General features: G+C 70.0%; 19 protein-coding genes, 1 tRNA gene, 1 other RNA gene, 2 pseudogenes and 1 CRISPR repeat array. Of the genes and pseudogenes, 16 read left to right on the plus strand and 7 right to left on the minus strand.

Translation table 11 applies throughout. The annotated features are described in order from the left end of the window. Nucleotides 1-293 precede the first annotated feature (293 nt). Nucleotides 294-440, plus strand: a pseudogene (locus BN2279_RS30705) (FtsK/SpoIIIE domain-containing protein); the annotation flags it as partial. Nucleotides 441-502: 62 nt separating this feature from the next. Here BN2279_RS30705 and BN2279_RS17045 read toward each other — a convergent pair. Both BN2279_RS17045 and BN2279_RS17050 read right to left on the minus strand, forming a co-directional pair. Further along, nucleotides 503-847: a hypothetical protein gene (locus tag BN2279_RS17045; RefSeq protein ID WP_059010930.1), complete on the minus strand. Its 345-nt coding sequence runs from the start codon at nt 845-847 to the stop codon at nt 503-505. An 804-nt stretch (nt 848-1,651) separates the two neighbouring features. Then, a complete protein-coding gene (locus BN2279_RS17050) occupies nt 1,652-2,371 on the minus strand; it encodes a TetR/AcrR family transcriptional regulator (protein ID WP_324612843.1) in 720 nt (239 codons plus the stop codon). A gap of 77 nt (nt 2,372-2,448) precedes the next feature. On the opposite strand from BN2279_RS17050, the gene BN2279_RS17055 reads away from it, so the two are divergent. After that, nucleotides 2,449-2,763 carry a DUF1330 domain-containing protein gene (locus BN2279_RS17055; RefSeq protein WP_059010487.1) on the plus strand — a complete coding sequence of 105 codons (315 nt, stop codon included), beginning with the start codon at nt 2,449-2,451 and terminating at the stop codon, nt 2,761-2,763. A gap of 921 nt (nt 2,764-3,684) precedes the next feature. Here the strand turns inward: BN2279_RS17055 and BN2279_RS17060 are convergent. After that, nucleotides 3,685-3,769 (minus strand) — tRNA-Ser (locus tag BN2279_RS17060). Between the two features lie 201 nt (nt 3,770-3,970). Here BN2279_RS17060 and ffs point away from each other — a divergent pair. The 9 genes and pseudogenes from ffs (at nt 3,971) to BN2279_RS17095 (ending at nt 10,187) form a co-directional block, all read left to right on the plus strand. Continuing rightward, an RNA gene (ffs, locus tag BN2279_RS27855) (signal recognition particle sRNA small type) lies at nt 3,971-4,067 on the plus strand. A gap of 29 nt (nt 4,068-4,096) precedes the next feature. Next, nucleotides 4,097-5,257: pseudogene (locus tag BN2279_RS17065) on the plus strand (DNA polymerase III subunit gamma and tau); the annotation flags it as partial. Nucleotides 5,258-5,372: 115 nt separating this feature from the next. Next, the gene (locus BN2279_RS31770; protein WP_159037245.1) at nt 5,373-5,576 is read left to right on the plus strand and encodes a hypothetical protein; all 204 of its coding nucleotides are present in this window, start codon (nt 5,373-5,375) and stop codon (nt 5,574-5,576) included. Between the two features lie 68 nt (nt 5,577-5,644). Beyond that, on the plus strand, nt 5,645-5,986 hold the full coding sequence (locus BN2279_RS17070; RefSeq protein WP_079032232.1) for a YbaB/EbfC family nucleoid-associated protein: 342 nt from the start codon (nt 5,645-5,647) through the stop codon (nt 5,984-5,986). Nucleotides 5,987-6,034: 48 nt separating this feature from the next. Beyond that, on the plus strand, nt 6,035-6,634 hold the full coding sequence (gene recR, locus BN2279_RS17075; protein ID WP_059010491.1) for a recombination mediator RecR: 600 nt from the start codon (nt 6,035-6,037) through the stop codon (nt 6,632-6,634). Between the two features lie 117 nt (nt 6,635-6,751). Further along, nucleotides 6,752-7,537: a DUF5063 domain-containing protein gene (locus BN2279_RS17080; RefSeq protein ID WP_234347966.1), complete on the plus strand. Its 786-nt coding sequence runs from the start codon at nt 6,752-6,754 to the stop codon at nt 7,535-7,537. Between the two features lie 281 nt (nt 7,538-7,818). Next, nucleotides 7,819-8,459: a CRISPR direct-repeat array (repeat unit 29 nt; unit sequence GTGCTCCCCGCACGCGCGGGGATGGTCCC). Between the two features lie 327 nt (nt 8,460-8,786). Continuing rightward, a complete protein-coding gene (locus BN2279_RS17085) occupies nt 8,787-9,116 on the plus strand; it encodes a hypothetical protein (protein WP_059010494.1) in 330 nt (109 codons plus the stop codon). A 4-nt stretch (nt 9,117-9,120) separates the two neighbouring features. Beyond that, nucleotides 9,121-9,438, plus strand: a complete 318-nt coding sequence (locus tag BN2279_RS17090; protein ID WP_159037246.1) for a hypothetical protein — start codon at nt 9,121-9,123, stop codon at nt 9,436-9,438. A 233-nt stretch (nt 9,439-9,671) separates the two neighbouring features. Then, a complete protein-coding gene (locus tag BN2279_RS17095; RefSeq protein ID WP_059010500.1) occupies nt 9,672-10,187 on the plus strand; it encodes a GNAT family N-acetyltransferase in 516 nt (171 codons plus the stop codon). Nucleotides 10,188-10,479: 292 nt separating this feature from the next. Here the strand turns inward: BN2279_RS17095 and BN2279_RS17100 are convergent, their stop codons facing one another. Next, entirely contained in the window at nt 10,480-10,887 is a 408-nt protein-coding gene (locus BN2279_RS17100; RefSeq protein WP_059010936.1) for a MerR family transcriptional regulator, read from the minus strand. Between the two features lie 51 nt (nt 10,888-10,938). On the opposite strand from BN2279_RS17100, the gene BN2279_RS17105 reads away from it, so the two are divergent. After that, complete coding sequence (locus BN2279_RS17105) at nt 10,939-11,823, plus strand: NAD(P)-dependent oxidoreductase (protein ID WP_059010502.1); 885 nt, start codon at nt 10,939-10,941, stop codon at nt 11,821-11,823. 294 nt (nt 11,824-12,117) lie between these two features. Here BN2279_RS17105 and BN2279_RS17110 read toward each other — a convergent pair whose 3' ends face one another. After that, on the minus strand, nt 12,118-12,606 hold the full coding sequence (locus BN2279_RS17110) for an alcohol dehydrogenase catalytic domain-containing protein (protein WP_079032277.1): 489 nt from the start codon (nt 12,604-12,606) through the stop codon (nt 12,118-12,120). Nucleotides 12,607-12,760: 154 nt separating this feature from the next. Here BN2279_RS17110 and BN2279_RS17115 point away from each other — a divergent pair, with 154 nt between their 5' ends. Next, on the plus strand, nt 12,761-13,201 hold the full coding sequence (locus BN2279_RS17115; RefSeq protein WP_059010504.1) for a winged helix-turn-helix transcriptional regulator: 441 nt from the start codon (nt 12,761-12,763) through the stop codon (nt 13,199-13,201). Here BN2279_RS17115 and BN2279_RS17120 read toward each other — a convergent pair. Together BN2279_RS17120 and BN2279_RS30710 are read right to left on the minus strand one after the other, a co-directional pair. Continuing rightward, entirely contained in the window at nt 13,182-15,278 is a 2,097-nt protein-coding gene (locus tag BN2279_RS17120; protein WP_234347999.1) for a SpoIIE family protein phosphatase, read from the minus strand. The two genes, BN2279_RS17115 and BN2279_RS17120, sit on opposite strands and share 20 nt — an antisense overlap. Then, the gene (locus BN2279_RS30710; protein WP_234347968.1) at nt 15,179-16,096 is read right to left on the minus strand and encodes a hypothetical protein; all 918 of its coding nucleotides are present in this window, start codon (nt 16,094-16,096) and stop codon (nt 15,179-15,181) included. Before BN2279_RS30710 ends, BN2279_RS17120 begins: the two co-directional genes overlap by 100 nt. A gap of 87 nt (nt 16,097-16,183) precedes the next feature. On the opposite strand from BN2279_RS30710, the gene BN2279_RS17125 reads away from it, so the two are divergent. The 3 genes from BN2279_RS17125 to BN2279_RS27860 all read left to right on the plus strand — a co-directional run bounded on the left by BN2279_RS17125 (nt 16,184) and on the right by BN2279_RS27860 (nt 17,618). Next, nucleotides 16,184-16,999 carry a helix-turn-helix domain-containing protein gene (locus BN2279_RS17125; protein ID WP_059010508.1) on the plus strand — a complete coding sequence of 272 codons (816 nt, stop codon included), beginning with the start codon at nt 16,184-16,186 and terminating at the stop codon, nt 16,997-16,999. After that, nucleotides 16,996-17,247, plus strand: a complete 252-nt coding sequence (locus tag BN2279_RS17130; protein ID WP_059010510.1) for a DUF397 domain-containing protein — start codon at nt 16,996-16,998, stop codon at nt 17,245-17,247. Before BN2279_RS17125 ends, BN2279_RS17130 begins: the two co-directional genes overlap by 4 nt. 122 nt (nt 17,248-17,369) lie before the next feature. Further along, nucleotides 17,370-17,618 (plus strand): DUF397 domain-containing protein, encoded by a 249-nt coding sequence (locus BN2279_RS27860; RefSeq protein WP_079032233.1) that lies wholly within the window; start codon nt 17,370-17,372, stop codon nt 17,616-17,618. The last annotated feature ends 56 nt before the right edge of the window (nt 17,619-17,674 follow it).

Here is a 17,674-nt window from a genome sequence, read left to right on the forward strand (position 1 = left end):
GCGAATGTGAGCCCCAGGGCCCGAGCGGTCTCCTCACGCACGTCCGGTGAGACGCAGGGCCGCAGAAGGCCCGTCGTCACCATCTGCCGGATGCCGCTGCGGCAGATGGTGACAGTGAGGACCAGGGTGATCAGGACGGGGGTGAGAGCTGTCGCTGCGTATACCGCGCTCTCGTTCGCCCGAGTCGGCGACCGCGATGGTCAGGGCCTCGTGGGTGCGGGTGAGTGCGAGACGGAAGCCGTCCCCGGGGGCTGTGGGCCAGGGCGTCGGTGCCCGGCTGGGTGACGATCAGCCGCCCCGGCCTGGCCATCGCCGGAGACACCTCCGGCAGTTGGTCCCGCATCCGCACCCCGTACCTGTCGCTCGCCGATGCTGCTGCCCGCTGCGCGGCCTGGGCGAATCTCGTGCCGAACCTGCCCGCGCTCAAGCCCTTCGCGCCGCGGAAGGAGCTGTGGCCGGCAAGGAGACGTCGGAGGCGAAGGCCACGACTAACGCCACCAACTCAGTCCGCGTCCAGGGCGTCAGCTTGCCGCGTGAGTTCTGCGGCGATGTGGTCCCAATCGGGGCCGTGCAACCAGAGGTTCTCAGCGGCCTCCCGCATCAGTGCCGGCTCGTCCGGCCGCTGCAACAGTACGAGTCGATAAGCCAGGTTGCGCACCCAGACCGGCAAGAAGCCGTCGACCTGGAACGGGCTCAACTCATGGAGCATCGCGAGAATCGAGTCCGGGTCGGCGAAGGTCAATTCCTGGATGAAGTAGTGCTCGCGATGCTCGGTCTCGCATCGCGGCGTGGGTCGGTACTCGTCTCCGTAGAGACACCGGGCGTGCTCCGTCAGAGTCCTGTGCACGGCTTGGAGCCTACGAGCCATCGTTCATCCGTGACGGTTTTTCGTCCATTCCCGTCGGTGACCGGAGCCCTTCCACGCGGCCTGATCGACGCGCTCGGCGTCCGCGCCTGGTTCGTCGTGGTGATCACCCGTTCGAGTGCTGCCTCTCCGACACCTCGTGGCCCCCGCCACCGACCGGGCACGCTCCGGAGTCGACATCATCAACGACCAGACGTGACTAGATGTGTAACTCTCCAGTGAGCGGGAACGGCCCGGAGCGGCCTCGATACCGCCAAGCACCCCCGCCGCCCGCGCGACCGCTCACCGGCGCGCCCTCCAGCTCGTGTCGGGGACGCCCAAGACCAATTGAAGACTCCACACACCGAAGGCCCCGGCCGTGGATCGGGTTCCAGAGGTTTGGCCGGTGATGGTGCCGAGGTGGATGTAGCCGCGCCTCGGGACCGGCCCGGTCCCTCAGCTTCTTCACCACCTCCACCAGCCCCCCGGCGGCGTCTGCCGCAGCCCGGACCCATCGCGCGGGATGCTCCCGGGTGTCGTCGGCCGGCCACAACAGTGCCGTTCGTGGACCGTCTTCCACGGCCGTACCGTTCCGGCAGGTTCCGCCGCCGCACCCCGGTCCACACCCGGTGTGCGATTCCCTTGACGGCCTGCCGGTGATCCCGCCATCTGCCCCCACGCCCGTTGCTGACCGGCGAGACGGGCGCGACCGCTCCCACTCCTGGTCGGTCCGAGTCACCCCGACTCGCATCAGGACAACGACCTGGCTGCCAGGCAGTCACATGATCGCCGCCCGGGAGGGAGCTGTCAGAGGCCCAGTGACCTGACGAGGTCGAGCATCTCGGCGCGGTGCAGGGCGGCCGGGTTGCCCGCGACGGGGTGGATGTGGCCGTCGATCTCCAGGGCCACCAGGCCGTGCATCCGGCCCCAGACGCGCAGCGCGAGCGCGGCCGCGGCGGGTGGCACGTCCGGGAGGTCCGCCTGGATCTTGGTGACGTAGTCGGGGTGAAGGTCGGACCAGGAGGTGTCCTCGGGCTGGCGGTGCCGGGCGTGGGGCCATGCGGCGGCCACAAGGCGCGTGAGTTCGCGGCAGACGCGACGTGCCGTCTGGTCCACCGGCCCGTCCTCGGGGGGCTGGTAGCCGGGGATGGGGTGGCCGTAGAAGAGCCGGAAGCTCTCCGGGTGAGCCAGTGCCCACTCCCTCAGGGCCTGGCCCCACGCCAGCAGCCTGCCGCCGGGGTCGGTCTCGGGGACGGCGTTGCTGGCCGTTTCCAGCGCCTCGGCGAGCGAGGCGGCGATTCCGCTGATCAGCGCGGTGATCAGGTCGTTCCGGGTGGGGAAGTAGCTGTAGATCGCGCGAGCGGTCATCCCCATCTCGCGGGCGATGCCTCGCAGTGAGATCGCTCCGGGCCCTCCCTCCGCCATCTGCCGCAGTGCGATGGCCTTGATCTCCCGGCTCGTCTCGATCCGCAGCCGCTGCCGGCGGCTCATCGTGCTCGCGACGTGTCGGCCCTCGTCGATGCTCACCTTGGGAGGTTACAGGGATGCGGTAGTCTCCGCCGTGACATTAGTACACGCCGTGTCCAAAAGAGCTGGGGGAACTCATGCCCGCTTACGTCATCGTCAACGTCGATGTGCTCGACGAGGAGGCCGGCTTGGCCTACGCCCCCGTAGCCCAGCGGTCCATCCTCGACCACGGCGGCCGTTACCTGGTCGCGGGACCCACGCCCGAGCCCGTCGAGGGCACCTGGGACTCCTCCCGGTTCGTGGTCCTCGAATTCCCCGACATGGCCCGGATCCGGGAGTGGTACGACTCCCCCGAGTACCGGCGGGCCCGGGAGATACGGAAGGACAAGGTCCGGGTCGGCATGCTGTTCGTCCAGGGCGCGCCACCCGAGGGCTTCTCCCTCCCGGCCTAGCGGTGCCGCTGACGCGGTGACCGGAAGAGGCTTCAGGGCCTGGGACTCTGTGAAACCGCTGCGGCAACGACCGGAGCCGCCCCTTCGTCCACGGCGCGCATGGGTGGCATCCGAAAGATGTCTGTCCGGGGGCGGTTGCCGGCGTCCCGACCTGCCGCGGAGCCGCCTCGGCGATGAGCTGTGGACGGGGTTGAACGCAGGCGAAGTGCCTGGGGCCCCGTTTTCGTAAGTGCGAGATGACTCCGCCTGACGGGCCGCTGCGACGCATTGAGAGCGTGCCGGGGCCCGAGCAGGGCCCGTGCGTTCTCGGGCGGTGAGATGCCCTGAACTGCTGGGTGAGGATTCGGGGTGGGGCAGGCGATCAACTGGCGGACTTCTCCCGCGGTGGTCTCTGACGCAGAGGATCCGCTGCCGGAGGTATGTGGGACGGCTATCTATGGTTCCAGCGCCATCCGGAGCGAATCCTGGAGTGGTTCGAGAACCACATGCGGTGACAACTCCCCGCACCGGCAGGCGTATACCTGGCAAGTGATGTCAGTTTCTGGAACCGCGGATGGGTGCGGCTCTTTCCGAGTGACGGTGTCGGTCAAGCTGTGAGAGCCCCGTCCAGCCTCAACTCGCTCTCAGATGTGCTCTGCCCGCGTGATGGCAGTGGGTTGCTCGGCGGACGCCGGTCTCGTCGTTGTCTCGGCGATCACGGCGACCATGATCGTTCTTCCCTCTGCCGTCCGAAGCCGGTCGAGGTCCACCCATGGGCTGACGAGATGGCTCGACAAGGCTGCAGGCACTGTCGGCCCACCTCGGCCCTGACCCGCTCATGGCAACTGAGACCAGAACTGCGACCAGAACCGAGACCGCACACACCGAAGGCCCCGGCCGTGGATGGCGGCGGGGCCTTCGGTCAGCCCGGTGAGAGCTGGGCGGAGGATACGAGATTCGAACTCGTGAGGGTGTGAACCCAACACGCTTTCCAAGCGTGCGCCCTAGGCCACTAGGCGAATCCTCCGCCGCACACCTTACAAGACCGCGAACGGTGCTCGCGCTGGTCTCTTATACACATCTCCGAGCCCACGAGACAGGCAGAAATCTCGTATGCCGTCTTCTGCTTGAAAAAAAAAAAAAAAAAGAAAAAAAAAAAAAAAAAAAAAAAACACACAAAACCCGTTGGGTGGGGCCGGGGGTGGGGTGGGGATCCGGTAGGGTTGGGGGCAGCCCCTCACGCGGTGCTATCTCGCTGAACTCCCCCAGGGCCGGAAGGCAGCAAGGGTAGGTGAGCTCTGGTAGGTGCGTGAGGGGCCCTCGTGTGTCAGTGGGGGCCGATATCGTCGGAGTCGTGTCCTCCCTCGCGCTGTACCGCCGTTACCGACCCGAGACCTTCGCCGAGGTCATCGGGCAGGAGCACGTCACCGACCCGCTCCAGCAGGCCCTGCGGAACAACCGTGTCAATCACGCGTACCTCTTCAGCGGGCCGCGGGGCTGTGGGAAGACGACCAGCGCGCGCATTCTCGCCCGGTGTCTCAACTGCGAGCAGGGCCCTACGCCCACGCCGTGCGGGGAGTGCCAGTCGTGCCGGGATCTCGCGCGGAACGGGCCGGGGTCCATCGATGTCATCGAGATCGACGCCGCTTCGCACGGTGGTGTGGACGACGCCAGGGATCTGCGCGAGAAGGCGTTCTTCGGCCCGGCGAGCAGCCGGTACAAGATCTACATCATCGACGAGGCGCACATGGTCACCCCGGCGGGGTTCAACGCCCTGCTGAAGGTGGTCGAGGAGCCGCCGGAGCATCTGAAGTTCATCTTCGCGACCACCGAGCCGGAGAAGGTCATCGGGACCATCCGGTCGCGCACGCACCACTATCCCTTCCGGCTCGTGCCGCCCGGGACGTTGCGGGACTATCTGGCGGAGGTCTGCGAGAGCGAGGCCATTCCGGTGGCCGGGCCGGTGCTGCCGCTCGTCGTGCGGGCCGGGGGCGGGTCGGTGCGGGACTCGATGTCCGTCATGGACCAGCTTCTGGCCGGCGCCGGGGAGGCCGGGGTCACGTACGAGATGGCGACGGCGCTCCTCGGTTATACGGACGGGGCGCTGCTCGACGCGGTGGTGGACGCGTTCGCGGCCGGGGACGGCGCGGCGACGTTCGGGATAGTGGACCGGGTGATCGAGGGCGGGCACGATCCGCGCCGGTTCGTCACGGATCTGCTGGAGCGGTTGCGGGACCTGCTGATCCTGGCGGCCGTGCCGGAGGCGGCCGACAAGGGGCTGATCGACGTCCCGGCGGATGTGCTGGAGCGGATGCGGGCGCAGGCCACCAGGCTCGGCCCGGCCGAGTTGAGCCGGGCGGCCGACCTGGTCAACACGGGCCTGACGGAGATGCGGGGGGCCACCTCGCCGCGGCTCCAGTTGGAGCTGATCTGTGCCCGCGTGCTGCTCCCGGCGGCGTACGGGGACGAGCGGGCGCTGCTCAGCCGCCTGGAGCGGCTGGAGCGGGGCGTGGGCCCGGTGGCGCCCGTGGCGCCGGCACCGGTCGTGGACGTGGCCGGGCCGCCGGTCGGGGTGCAGGTGGAGGTTGCCGCCCCGGCGCCGCCCCCCGCCCCCCCGTGGGCTCGGAGATGTGTATAAAGGCCGGGCGGCGGCCCCCCCCCCGCCCGCCCCGGCTCCGCCGCCGGTCCAGGCCCCGCCACCCCCGCCCGTCGCCGTCGAGGACGACGTGCCGGAGGAGGACGATCCGGACCTGACCGACAGCGCCCTCGCCGGGTATGAGCTGATCGTCAGAGAACTGGGGGCGACCGTTATCGAGGAGTTCCACCACGAGTGAGACCCGGACGGCCCGAGCCCGTAGGCTCAAGGGGTACGCACCGTTGCCGACGAGCCAGGAGTGAGGCCGTGTTCCCCGGTGGTGGGGTCGATATGCAGCAGTTGTTGCAGCAGGCCCAGAAGATGCAGCAGGATCTCGCCGCGGCGCAGCAGGAGCTGGCCGAGACGCCCGTCGAGGGCAGCGCGGGCGGTGGCCTGGTCAGGGCCACGGTCACCGGCGCCGGCGAGCTGACCGATCTGGTGATCGACCCCAAGGCGGTCGATCCGGAGGACACCGAGACCCTCGCGGATCTCGTGATCGCCGCGGTCCGCGACGCGAACCACGCGGCCCAGGAGCTGGCCAAGGTCAAGCTCGGCCCGCTCGCGCAGGGGCTCGGCGGTGGCGGTGGCCTCCCCGGGCTGCCGTTCTGAGAGCAGCACAGCTAGCCACAGGTAGAGGCGAGAGGGCGGGGCGTTGACGTGTACGAGGGCGTAGTCCAGGAGCTCATCGACGAGCTGGGCAGACTCCCGGGCGTCGGCCCGAAGAGCGCTCAGCGGATCGCCTTCCACATCCTCCAGGCCGAGCCCGCCGACGTCCGCCGTCTCGCGCACGCGCTCACGGAGGTCAAGGCGAGGGTCCGGTTCTGCGCCGAGTGCGGGAACGTGGCGCAGGAGGAGCGTTGCCGTGTCTGCGTCGATCCGCGCCGTGATCGTACGGTCATCTGCGTGGTCGAGGAGCCCAAGGACGTGGTCGCCATCGAGCGCACCCGCGAGTTCCGCGGGCGGTATCACGTGCTGGGCGGTGCCATCAGCCCCATCGACGGCGTCGGCCCCGAGGATCTGCGGATCAGGGAGCTGCTGGCGCGTCTGGCGGACGGTTCGGTCACGGAGCTGATCCTCGCCACCGATCCGAATCTGGAGGGCGAGGCCACCGCGACGTACCTGGCGCGCATGGTCAGCTCACTGGGCCTTCGCGTCACCCGGCTAGCCAGTGGCCTGCCGGTCGGGGGAGACTTGGAGTATGCCGACGAGGTCACCTTGGGACGCGCCTTCGAGGGTAGACGGCTGCTTGATGTGTAATGCAGGCGATGCCGGCGCGGGCGCACCGACGGGCGCGCGAATCCACGCGCGGACGGACGCGCACGTTCCGTGTGCGCCCGTCGCACCTGCGAGGACCTTTGGGGAGGCGACCACGTGATGTCCGAAGCGATGCCGCAGCGATCGACCACCGGCGGCCCGGCCACTGACGAAAGCGTCATCGACGGCAACGTCATCGACGGCCGGGTCACGGACCGTCCAGTCACCGGCGGCCCGGTCCTCGGGGCCGGTGGCCTGAGCGCCGGTATCGACGGCCCGGACGAGTTCGCCGTCCAGATCGCCGATCAGGTCGAGAGCTTCATCGTCGCGGTCACCGAGGTCGCCCGGGGTGACGATCCCGACAGCGCCGTACCGTACCTGCTGCTCCAGATTTCCCAAGTGCTGCTGGCTGGTGGCCGGTTGGGCGCGTACGAGGACATCGTTCCCGAGGAGCGGTACGAGCCCGACACGGGCCCCGAGCCGGACATGGACGAGCTGCGCGAGCGGCTGGCCGAGCTGCTGGCGCCGATCGACGTGTACTCCGAGGTGTTCGACCCTTACGTTCCGCGCAGCACGCCCGTTGCCGCGCGGATCTCGGACGACCTGGCCGACATCATCAGCGACCTGCGGCACGGCATGGCCCACTACAGCGCGGGCCGCGTCAGCGAGGCGCTGTGGTGGTGGCAGTTCTCCTACCTGTCGAACTGGGGCCCCACCGCCAGCGCCGCCCTCCGCGCCCTCCAGTCCCTCGTCGCGCATGTCCGCCTGGACACGCCGCTCGCCGAGCTGGACGGTCTGGACACGGACAGCGACGCGGAGGACGGTGACCTGGAACGCCAGGCCGGCCGCGTCATGGAGGCGGAGATCGCCGCCCCGCTGGGGTTGCGGACCACCGCGAAGTCCTGACCGGTCTCCGCCGCGCCCATCACCCGTTCGGCCCAGCGTGGGGGCGAGCCCCTTGGGCCTGGGCGGCACTCCAACGGTTGCCACGGGCACGGCCGCGCAACGCGACGGCGGGCGCCTCCGCGACAGGACGCGGCACGCCAAAGGCTGAGCCCCGAACACTCCGAACTCCGCTGCCCAGGAGGCCACTTGACACACATACGGCCCGGTCGTCCCCAGATGCCGGACTCGGACCAAGCGCTGAAAACCGACCCCCACAGCAACTAAAAGCCCAGCTCAGCAAAGTGCTCCCCGCACGCGCGGGGATGGTCCCGCGGTGACGGTGGCGTCCTCGACCCGGTACCGGTGCTCCCCGCACGCGCGGGGATGGTCCCACCTTCACCGTCCGGCCGTGCACGACCGCGAGGTGCTCCCCGCACGCGCGGGGATGGTCCCTTCCACCGGGGGCGGTGGGCTCCTGTGCGCGCGTGCTCCCCGCACGCGCGGGGATGGTCCGCCGCTTGGCCGGGATCACCGTGACGCCCTCCAGTGCTCCCCGCACGCGCGGGGATGGTCCCGGCACCGGAGTTGAGGCGGCCCGGTTCAGGAGGTGCTCCCCGCACGCGCGGGGATGGTCCTCACGTGCTGCTCAGGTAGGAGAACCGCCTGGGGTGCTCCCCGCACGCGCGGGGATGGTCCCAACTCGACGAACGAGAAAGAAAGAGGTGGACCGTGCTCCCCGCACGCGCGGGGATGGTCCCGGACTGACCCTCAGCATCCGCAGCCAGGTGCCGTGCTCCCCGCACGCGCGGGGATGGTCCCCGGTCACCCTCGTGACTCTGCCGGAGATCGAGGGTGCTCCCCGCACGCGCGGGGATGGTCCCGGCGTGGAGGCGGCGTTCCGGCTGCCCGACAAGTGCTCCCCGCACGCGCGGGGATGGTCCCTCCCGATCGATGAGGGCGATCTCGGGGAGGGCGTGCTCCCCGCACGCGGGGATGGTCCCTCGCTGACCCTGATCGCGGCGGAGGCCGGACAGTGCTCCCCGCACGCGCGGGGATGGTCCCGCGCGTAGCATCACCACTCACCCCGGAGAGCGGTGCTCCCCGCAGGCGCGGGGATGGTCCCCGCCGCGCACAGGACGACGCCTGGCGCACCCAGTGCTCCCCGCACGCGCGGGGGTGGTCCCGGAACCGCCTTGGCGTGGATGGTCGCGGCGAGGTGCTCCCCGCACGCGCGGGGATGGTTGTTTTGGGAACGGCGTAGCTTTTGGGTATGGAGCCGTTGGTGTTCGAGTATGGGGACTTGCATCTGCGGGCTGATCGGGGGGTGTTTGAGCTGTTCGATCTGGCCAGTGGGGGGGAAGGCGGGTTTCGGGTTCCCCTGCGTTGGCTCGGTGTGCTGGCGTACTACAAGAAGCCCGACAAGCCTGGCCAGTTGTTCTTCGGTGTCGTGCGGGATCCCGAGGCCGCGCTCTATGGGACGGATCGGTCCGTGTTTCGGTACAACACCTCGCCGGTGGTTCGGGTGCCGCCCGGTGATGAGGTGTTGTTCCGGGAGTACTTCACGGGTGTGGCCGCGCTTGTCGGTCGGCGGGTGGTCTGAGGTGATGTCGAAGGTCTTCGAGCGCGACGGCGTGCAACTGCGCGTTGACCACGGGGTGTTCGAGCTGTTCCGGCGTTCCGGGGTCATCGGCTCCTACCGCACGCCGTTGAGTTGGGTGAAGGTACGCGCCGAGGCGCGGGAAGGTGGCGTGACCCGGCTGCACTTCGGCCACGTCGAGCAGCTCGACGAACCGCTCTACGCCAGTACGACGAGTTCCCGGCATCTGCTCGCGACCGTGGAGATCCCGACCGCCGACGAACCCCTCTACCGCGCCTTCTTCGCCGAACTCGCCTCCCTGTCCGGCCGCCCGATCGCCTCATGAGCCGCGTCGCGCCGAGCCCGGTTGACGGGCGGGGCTCACTTCAGCGGCGCGAGTGCTCGGCCCCGGGAGCGGGAACCGGCCGCCTCCGGTCACGGCCCAGACGCCTGCCCTGTGTCGCGGGCGACCAGCCACTGGGCGAAATCCGCTGGACGCCTTCCGGGCGTTCCCCGAACATCGGCGCAGTGACAGACGAAGCAGGGCGCCACAGGCCGCTCCCCGTCAGCCCGAAGCGTGTGCGCTTCGTCGAGTTGTCCGGCGAGGTGATGTCCGCTCTGCTCGACGGGGACCTGCCCGAGGCCGGCAGGAAGGCCGGGGTGGCTCTGACCGAGTACTTCGTGAACGACAGGGCGCGGTGGCTGTGGAGGTTCCGGCTCGGTCAGATAGCCGCGGATCCCGACCACGCTCGGTGGATGGCGCGGCAGGCGGTAGTCGGGGACGAGGGCTTCGTCGTGGGGCACGCCGGCTTCCACGGGCCCCCCGATGAGGTGGGCATGGTCGAGATCGGCTACTCGGTCGCTCCTGAGTTCCGTCGCCAGGGGTACGCGCGGGCCATGCTGATCGAGTTGCTGCGCCGGGCCGCCGCAGAGCCCGCGGTCACGACCGTACGGGCGACGATCAGTCCGGACAACGTGGCGTCCTTGGCCACGATTTCCGGCTTCGGTTTCGTGGAGGTCGGCGAACAGTGGGACGACGAGGACGGTCTCGAACTCATCTTTGAGGTCCCTGCCGGTCGAAGTCCGCTCCCCTGACGGGAGGGGCCCGCGCAGGTCGCGGTGGAGGGCCCGGGTCTGGGCGGAGTAGCCGCCCGGGCGTGGTCACGGCAACGGCAACGGCAACGGTGACGGGTCCGGACCTCGGCCACCGGCCACGCCCGCCCCACCCCCGACCCCGCCGCGACGCACCGTTCCGGCAGGCCGTTTCTCATGTTCGTTTTAATGATCCGCCGACCACCGAGATCTACACTATCCTCTTCGTCGGCAGCGTCAGATGTGTAAAAGAGCCGCCCCCACCCCCGACCCCGCCGCGACGCACCGTTCCGGGTCAGGCCGGAACAGGGGCCAAGTCGGCGCCGTCGAAGGGTGGGTAGGTTTCGCTGCCCGTGCGCTCCGCCGCGTCGATGTAGGCGGCCAGGGTCGTGCGGGACTGGGTGAGTTGGTTGATCTGGTCGTCCAGGCGCCGGAGGCGGGAGCGCATCGCGGTCAGCAGCTCCGGGCAGCCGACCAGCTCCGGTGCCTCTCCGAGCGCGCAGGGCAGCAGGTACGCGATGTCCTCGGAGGACAGACCGGCGCCGAGCAGGTGTCGGATCTGCTTCACCCGCAGCACGGCGTCCTCGCGGTACTCGCGGTAACCGTTCGGGCCCCGGTCCGCCTCCAGCAGGCCCTGGGCCTCGTAGTACCGCAACTGGTGGGTGTGGACGCCCGTTCGCCGGCTCAGTTCCCCGATCCGCATCGCGATCCCCCGCTTGACCTTCATACCGGTATGAACGTTGACGATGCTGCCATGGACAACAGCCCCGCAACACCCGTGACAGTCATCGGACTCGGCCTGATGGGCCAGGCACTCGCCGGTGCGTTCCTGAAGGCCGGGCATCCCACGACGGTGCGGAACCGTACGCCCTCCAAGGCCGACCAACTGGTGGCCCGGGGAGCGCGGTTGGCGCCGACGGTCGGGGACGCGATCAAGGCGGGCTCGCTGACGATCGTCTGCGTCACCGACTACGCGGCCCTGTACGACCTGCTCGGCGCGAACGAAGTCAGCCTGAACGGCACGACGTTGGTCAACCTGACCTCGGGCAGCTCGGCCCAGGCCAGGGAAGCCGCGCGCTGGGCGGAACAGCGCGGCGCCCGCTATCTCGACGGCGCCATCATGGCCATCCCGCCGGCCATCGGCACCGCCGAGGCGGTGATCCTCCACAGCGGGCCCCGGACGGACTTCGACACCCACGCGCCGGCACTCGGCGCGCTCGGCACCGTCACCTACCTGGGGGAGGACCACGGGCTGGCGTCGCTGTACGACGTGGCCGGGCTCGCCATGATGTGGAGCGTCCTCAACGCGTGGCTCCAGGGCACCGCCATGCTCCGCACGGCCGGTGTCGACGCCGCGACGTACGCGCCGTTCGCACAGCAGATCGCCACCGGGGTCGCCACGTGGCTCCCCGGGTACGCCGAGCAGATCGACAACGGCTCCTTCCCGGCCGAGGTTTCCGCCCTGGAAACGGACGCCCGGGCGATGGAGCACCTGATCGAGGAGAGCGAGGCGGTCGGGGTGAACGCCGAACTGCCCAAGCTGTTCAAGGCGATGGCCGACCGCGCGATCGCCGCCGGCCACGGCAAAGAGCAATACCCCGTGCTGATCGAGGAGTTCACCAAGCCCCGCAACGACTGACCCCGCAACGACTGACCCCGCGCGCCGACCGACAAGACCGGGAGAACGGAACCGGCCGCGCCCAGCCCCGCACGGGCCGGACACGGCCGGTGCGGGCTCCCATACACATCCGACGCTGCCCACGACGTCGCTCGTCGCGCTCCTGCTCTTGCCATGATCTCTCCCACACACCCTCTCCTCCCTTGCCGCACGCCAACGCCCGAGCGGCCTGGTCAAGATAGCCAAGATCGCTACCAGTCGGTATAGGAGAGGCAGCAACACAATACGTCACCATATTCCTCATCGTCGCAAGAGTCAGGTGTGGATAAGAGACATAACAAGCACCGTGTCCCCGGCGTCCACCCCGAGCCCCCGCAGGTGGTCGAGCGACTGCCACGCGGTCAGCCCGTTCAACGGCAGCGTCGCGGCCTCGACCGCCGTCAGCCCGGCCGGGGCGGGCGCCACGGCGGTGGTGTCCAGCACCACGTACTCCGCGTACGTGCCGAGCGGCAGGTCCAGCCGGTCCCGCAGCCCGATCACACGGTCCCCGGCCGCGTGACCGTCCACCCCGGGCCCCACCGCATCGATCGTCCCGGCGACGTCCCAGCCGATGCCGGTCACCTCGCGCGGCGCCATCAGCCCGGCCTCGACCATGAAGCCGCTGCGCGTCGCGACATCGACCGGGTTGACGGCGGCGGCCTCGACGCGGATCCGGACCTGACCGGGCCCCGGCTCGGGCACCGGCACCTCGACCGTCTCCAGAACCTCCGGCCCACCGAAGCCACGAACGACGACTGCGCGCATGATCCCCACTCACCTTTCCGCATCGAAGAATCGAGATCCCAAGAACCGAAATCCCAGCAACCGAACAAGCACGACCCTAAAAAGAGCTGCTCTCCAAAAGGAAGTAGGCACCCCAAGGTGCGTATCATGCTGCCCGGAGAGAAAGGGATCGCCCATGCCCCCGACCCAGACCGCCGCCCAGCGCCGGGCCGTCCGTGCCGCCGCCTATGACGCGTTCATCGCCCAGTGCCCCACCCGCCAGCTCCTCGACCGGATCGCCGACAAGTGGGTCAGCCTCGCCGTCACGGCCCTCGCGGACGGCCCGCAGCGCTACAGCGAGCTGTCCCGCCGCCTCGCCAGCGTCAGCCAGAAGATGCTCACCCAGACCCTGCGGAACCTGGAGCGGGACGGCCTGATCACCCGCACGGTGATCCCGGAGGTCCCGGTCCGCGTCGAGTACGCGCTGACGCCGCTCGGCGCCGACCTCATGCCGCTGATGCGCGCGATCAAGACCTGGGCCGAGGAGCACATGGATCAGGTCCAGGCCGCCCGCACCGCCTACGACACCCCCCAGGGCGCGACCGGGCCGGAACCCGTCACCCCGCCTGCGGGCTGAGCAGCAGCAGCGCGATGTCGTCGCTCCGCGACGCCGTCTGCCGCGCGTGCCGCAGCAACTCGTCCGCCACGTCCCCCGTCGAACGGTCCGCCGACCCGAACCGCGCCAGATGCCCGGCCAGCTCGTCCGTCGCCACGTCCAGGTCGATGCCGGGCGTCTCCACCAGCCCGTCCGTGTACAGCACCAGCACCGCCCCCGGCGGGAACGGCACCTCGATCGACGGATAGTCCGCCCGTCGCACGATCCCGAGCAGCGGCCCCGGCGCCATCCGCAGCACCGTGACCTCCCCGTCCGGGTGCCGCAGCAACGGCGGCGGGTGCCCCGCGTTCGCCAGCCGCGCCCGCTGCCGCCCCAGATCGATGTCGATATAAAGACAACTGGTGAACAGCCCCGGGTCCAGGTCCGTCAGCAGCTTGTTCGTCCGCGCCAGCACGTCCCCCGGCGGCGCGCCCGCCGCCGCGTGCACCGCCGTCCTGACCTGCCCCATCAACGCGGCGGCGGTCACGTTGTGCCCCTGCACGTCCCCGATGGTCGCCGCCACGGTCGGCCCGCCGTCCAGCCGGATCAGGTCGTAGAAGTCGCCGCCGATCTCCATGCCGCGCGTCGCGGGCAGGTACCGGGCGGCGACCGCCAGGCCGGGGATGTCGGGCAGTTTGCGCGGCAGCAGCCCGTCCTGGAGGCGGCGCGCGAGCGTCTGCGTCGCGTCGTGGAGCCGGGCGCGTTCGAGGGCCTGGGCGATCAGCCCGGCGAGGGACGTGAGAACGGCGCGCTCGTCGTCGGGGAAGTCGCGCGGCTCGTCGTAGGACAGGACGCAGCACCCGACCGGCTTGCCCAGGGTGACCAGCGGCAGGTACGCCCACGCCGCCTTCCGCACGATCGCCGGAACGCCCGGGTACTCGCGCGCCAGCTCCTCCGGGGTGGAGAAGAAACGGGGAACGCCGCTGGTCAGCGCGTTCGTCGCGGGCGTCGGCGGGGTCCCGAGCGGCGCGCCCTCGAACCGTTCCATCGCCTCGTCGCTGTAGCCGCGGTGCCCGACGATGTGCAGCCGTGAGCCCTCGGACATGAACATCACCAGCCCCTGCGCGCCGAAGGCCGGCATGAGCTGGTTCGCGACCAGCTCGACCACCGCCTCCACCCCGGCGGCCTCGCTGAGGGTCGCGGCGAGCTGCATCAGGTGGGACAACGCGCCGGTCAGCGTCGGCGTGCTCACCTCCTCCGAGCCGCCCACCGGCTGCACCGACACGTCCTCCTCGCCCCGGGCCGGAGGCTCGGTCGCCACGATCAGCACGCTGATGCCCTCCGGCCCCGGCCACAGCTCGAACCGCAGCCACCGGTCCGGCGGGCGCCGCGCCGTGAACGACGTCGGCTCCTGGCTCAGCGCCGCCGCCCGGTACCGGTCCTCGTACGTGGCGGCGCTCAGCCACGGCAGCGCCTCCCGGACATACGAGCCGACCAGCCCGGACACCTCCGCCCCCAGCAGCTCGGCCGCCGCCCGGTTGGCGAACGTGATCCGCCCGTCCAGGACCAGCGCGCAGCACCCCGCCGCCAGCCGCTCCGCGAAATCGACCGCCGCCAGCGCCTCCGCCGGCCCCGGCGTCCGCCCGCGCGGCCGGGCGACGAACCGTGGCTCGTCGCCCGCCACCACCGGCCGTCCCGCCTCCGCCGCCGCGGCCAGCGCGCCCGCCAGCCGCCGCCGCGCGGCCTCGATCGCCGCCAGCTCCTCCTCGGCCGGCTCGGGCGGGTGCGCGCCCGACCACAGCAGCACCAGGGCGCCCCAGCACGTGTCGCCCGTCAGCAGCGGCGCGTCCGCGAGGGCGAACGGATACGGCACCGCGACCGCCGCCTGCGGGTAGCGCCGGGCCAGCTCCCCGACGCCCATCCAGATCAGCCGCCGCTCGCGCACCGACTCGGCCAGCGGCGTCGCGATGTCGATCCCGACCCGCCGCCAGGGCCGGGCGAACGACGGCGGCACGCCGGTCACCACCGCCAGCCGCAGCACCCGCGCCTCGCCGTCGCCGTCGCCGCCGGGCGGCGGCAGCAGGAGAACGGCGCCGCCGTAGGCCCCGGTCTCCCGCACCGCCTCGACCAGCAGCGGATCCAGCACCTCAGTGCTCGAACGCGGCGATTCGCCCATACCGGAACAGTACGTGCAGACCGCCCCACCGGCATGCCCGAACGGGCACCGTGGGGACCCCGCCGAACGGACCCGCCCTCCGCCTCGCCCGGCGGCCGGGCACCGGCGTTCGCGCGGGGGGCCGGGCCTGTTTGCGTCGCCCAGTGGCCGAGCACCACGTACAGGTCACGCGCGGGCGCGTTCTCGCCCCCCGCCGCGACCGCCGCCTGCCGGTCCTCCGGCAGCGCGGCCCGGATGCCCGCGATCGTCGTCGGGAGTTCGACGGAACGGCCGCGCACCGTCGTCGCGAACTCCGGCAGCTCCGCGAACGCCAGGTGCGCCAGCGACGCGACGACCGCCTCGCACAACGCGTCCCCGTCCGTCGTCAGCGCGTCCGCCACGACGGGGGAAACGAGCCACTGCCGCCCGCACATCGTCCGCTGCCCGTTCGCCACGCTCACCTTCGCGGCGGGCCAACGCATCAGGCCGTCCACCACGGTTCCCGTCTCGGGAACGGGCGGCCAGCTCTGCGCCGTTCCGCACGGGACCACGAACTCGACTGACCCGTTCGATGGAACTTCCAGCGCCAGCCCCAGCGCCACCCCGTCGTGCCGCAAGCGCTCGATGGCCCCCGTGGCCACCGGCCGCGACACCCGCACGACCTCCCACAACGTCCCGACGGGCACCTCGACCGCCCGTCCCAGCCGCCAGCGCATCCTGGCCTCGTCCCCGCATACCCCGGACTGCACCGCCCACGAAAGAGCGGAAGTTTGCCTCTTCATGCTGCCAAGCTCCCGCGCCGGGCCATACTCTGCGGAGTGACGACGTGGGTACTGACAGTGGGTACGACCCACGGGAGAGGTGACACGATGGCCAGGGACCCCCAACTGCCCGTTGTTTACCGGTACTTCGGCAACCAGTTCCTGTTGTGGCGCAACTTCGCCCAGGTACGCAGGGAAGACATCGCGGAGGCCGGGGGGTACTCCGTGGACACCGTCAAATCCATTGAACAGGGCCGCCGTCCGGTCCCGCGCCGCCTCGCCGAGATCGCCGACGAGATGTGCGGCGCGGAAGGCAAGCTCCTCGCGGGCCTCGGCTACCTGAAGAAGGAACGGAAGTTCCCCGAGCGATCCCGTGACTACTTCGCCCACGAGAGCAACGCCGTGGCGCTCAACTCGTACGAGACCACGCTCATCCCCGGACTGTTGCAGACCGAGGCATACGCCCGAGCGCTGATCGGCAACAGCAGCCCTCCGCAGGATGACGAGACTGTCGAAGCGCAAGTCAGAGCGCGAGTGGACCGCGCATCACTGCTCACGCAGACTCCCCCCGTAGCGTGCAGTTTCGTCCTGTACGAAGCCGCGCTACGGGCTCGGGTAGGCGGTGACGAGGTGCACAAGGCGCAACTCCAGCACCTCCTGCACGTGGCCGGGTTGCGCCATGTCTCCCTTCAGGTATTGCCTTTTGCTCGAACCGTTCCACCAGCTCTGGTCGGCCCGATGGTTCTGCTGGAGATGCAGGACCACGAGCGCTACACCCTGGTGGAGGGGCAAGCATTGAGTCAGTTCAGCTCGGAGCCAGACGAGGTCAGCATGCTGGCCCAGCGCTATGGAATGATCCGCATGCAGGCCCTCAACGCTGAGGAGTCGGTGCGTTTCATCGAGCGATTGGTGGATGAGCTTTGAGCGATGAGCTGACATGGTTCAAGTCCAGCTACAGCGACGGCGAGGGCAACGCCTGCGTCGAAGTCGCGTTGTCCTGGCGGAAGTCCAGCTACAGCGATGACCAGGGCAGCAACTGCGTCGAGGTTGCGACCACGCCGAACACCGTGCATCTCCGGGACTCCAAGGTTCCCGCCGGGCCGCGTCTCGCCATAGCGCCCGCCGCCTTCGCGCCCTTCGTCACGGGCGTGGCCGCCGGTCGCCTGGCCTAGGGATCAGCGCCACCGCCGTCGATCGGCCTGGTGAGCGCCTCGGACCCCACCAGGCCGATCCGGCATGCTGACCCACCGTCAGGGAATGCTCATGCAGACATCGACTGATGGGTGGATGAGCCGTGAACGGTGAACTGACGTGGTTCAAGTCCAGCTACAGCGACGGCGACGGCAGTGCCTGCGTCGAAGTCGCCCTGTCCTGGCGGAAGTCCAGCCACAGCGACGACGAAGGCAGTGCCTGCGTCGAGGTCGCGACCACCCCGCACACGGTCCACCTCCGGGACCTGTCGCTCATACACATCTCACGCTGCCGACGCAGAGGAACGTGTTGTCTTCGCCGCTTCCCCCTTCATTTAAGCATGAACTGCTAATTACTACGTCAACCATACCATTGGACATTATAGGTCTTCATGCTGCTCGTGATCTT

Origin of the sequence: Streptomyces specialis (assembly GCF_001493375.1) — a bacterium.
Lineage (GTDB): Bacteria > Actinomycetota > Actinomycetes > Streptomycetales > Streptomycetaceae > Streptomyces > Streptomyces specialis.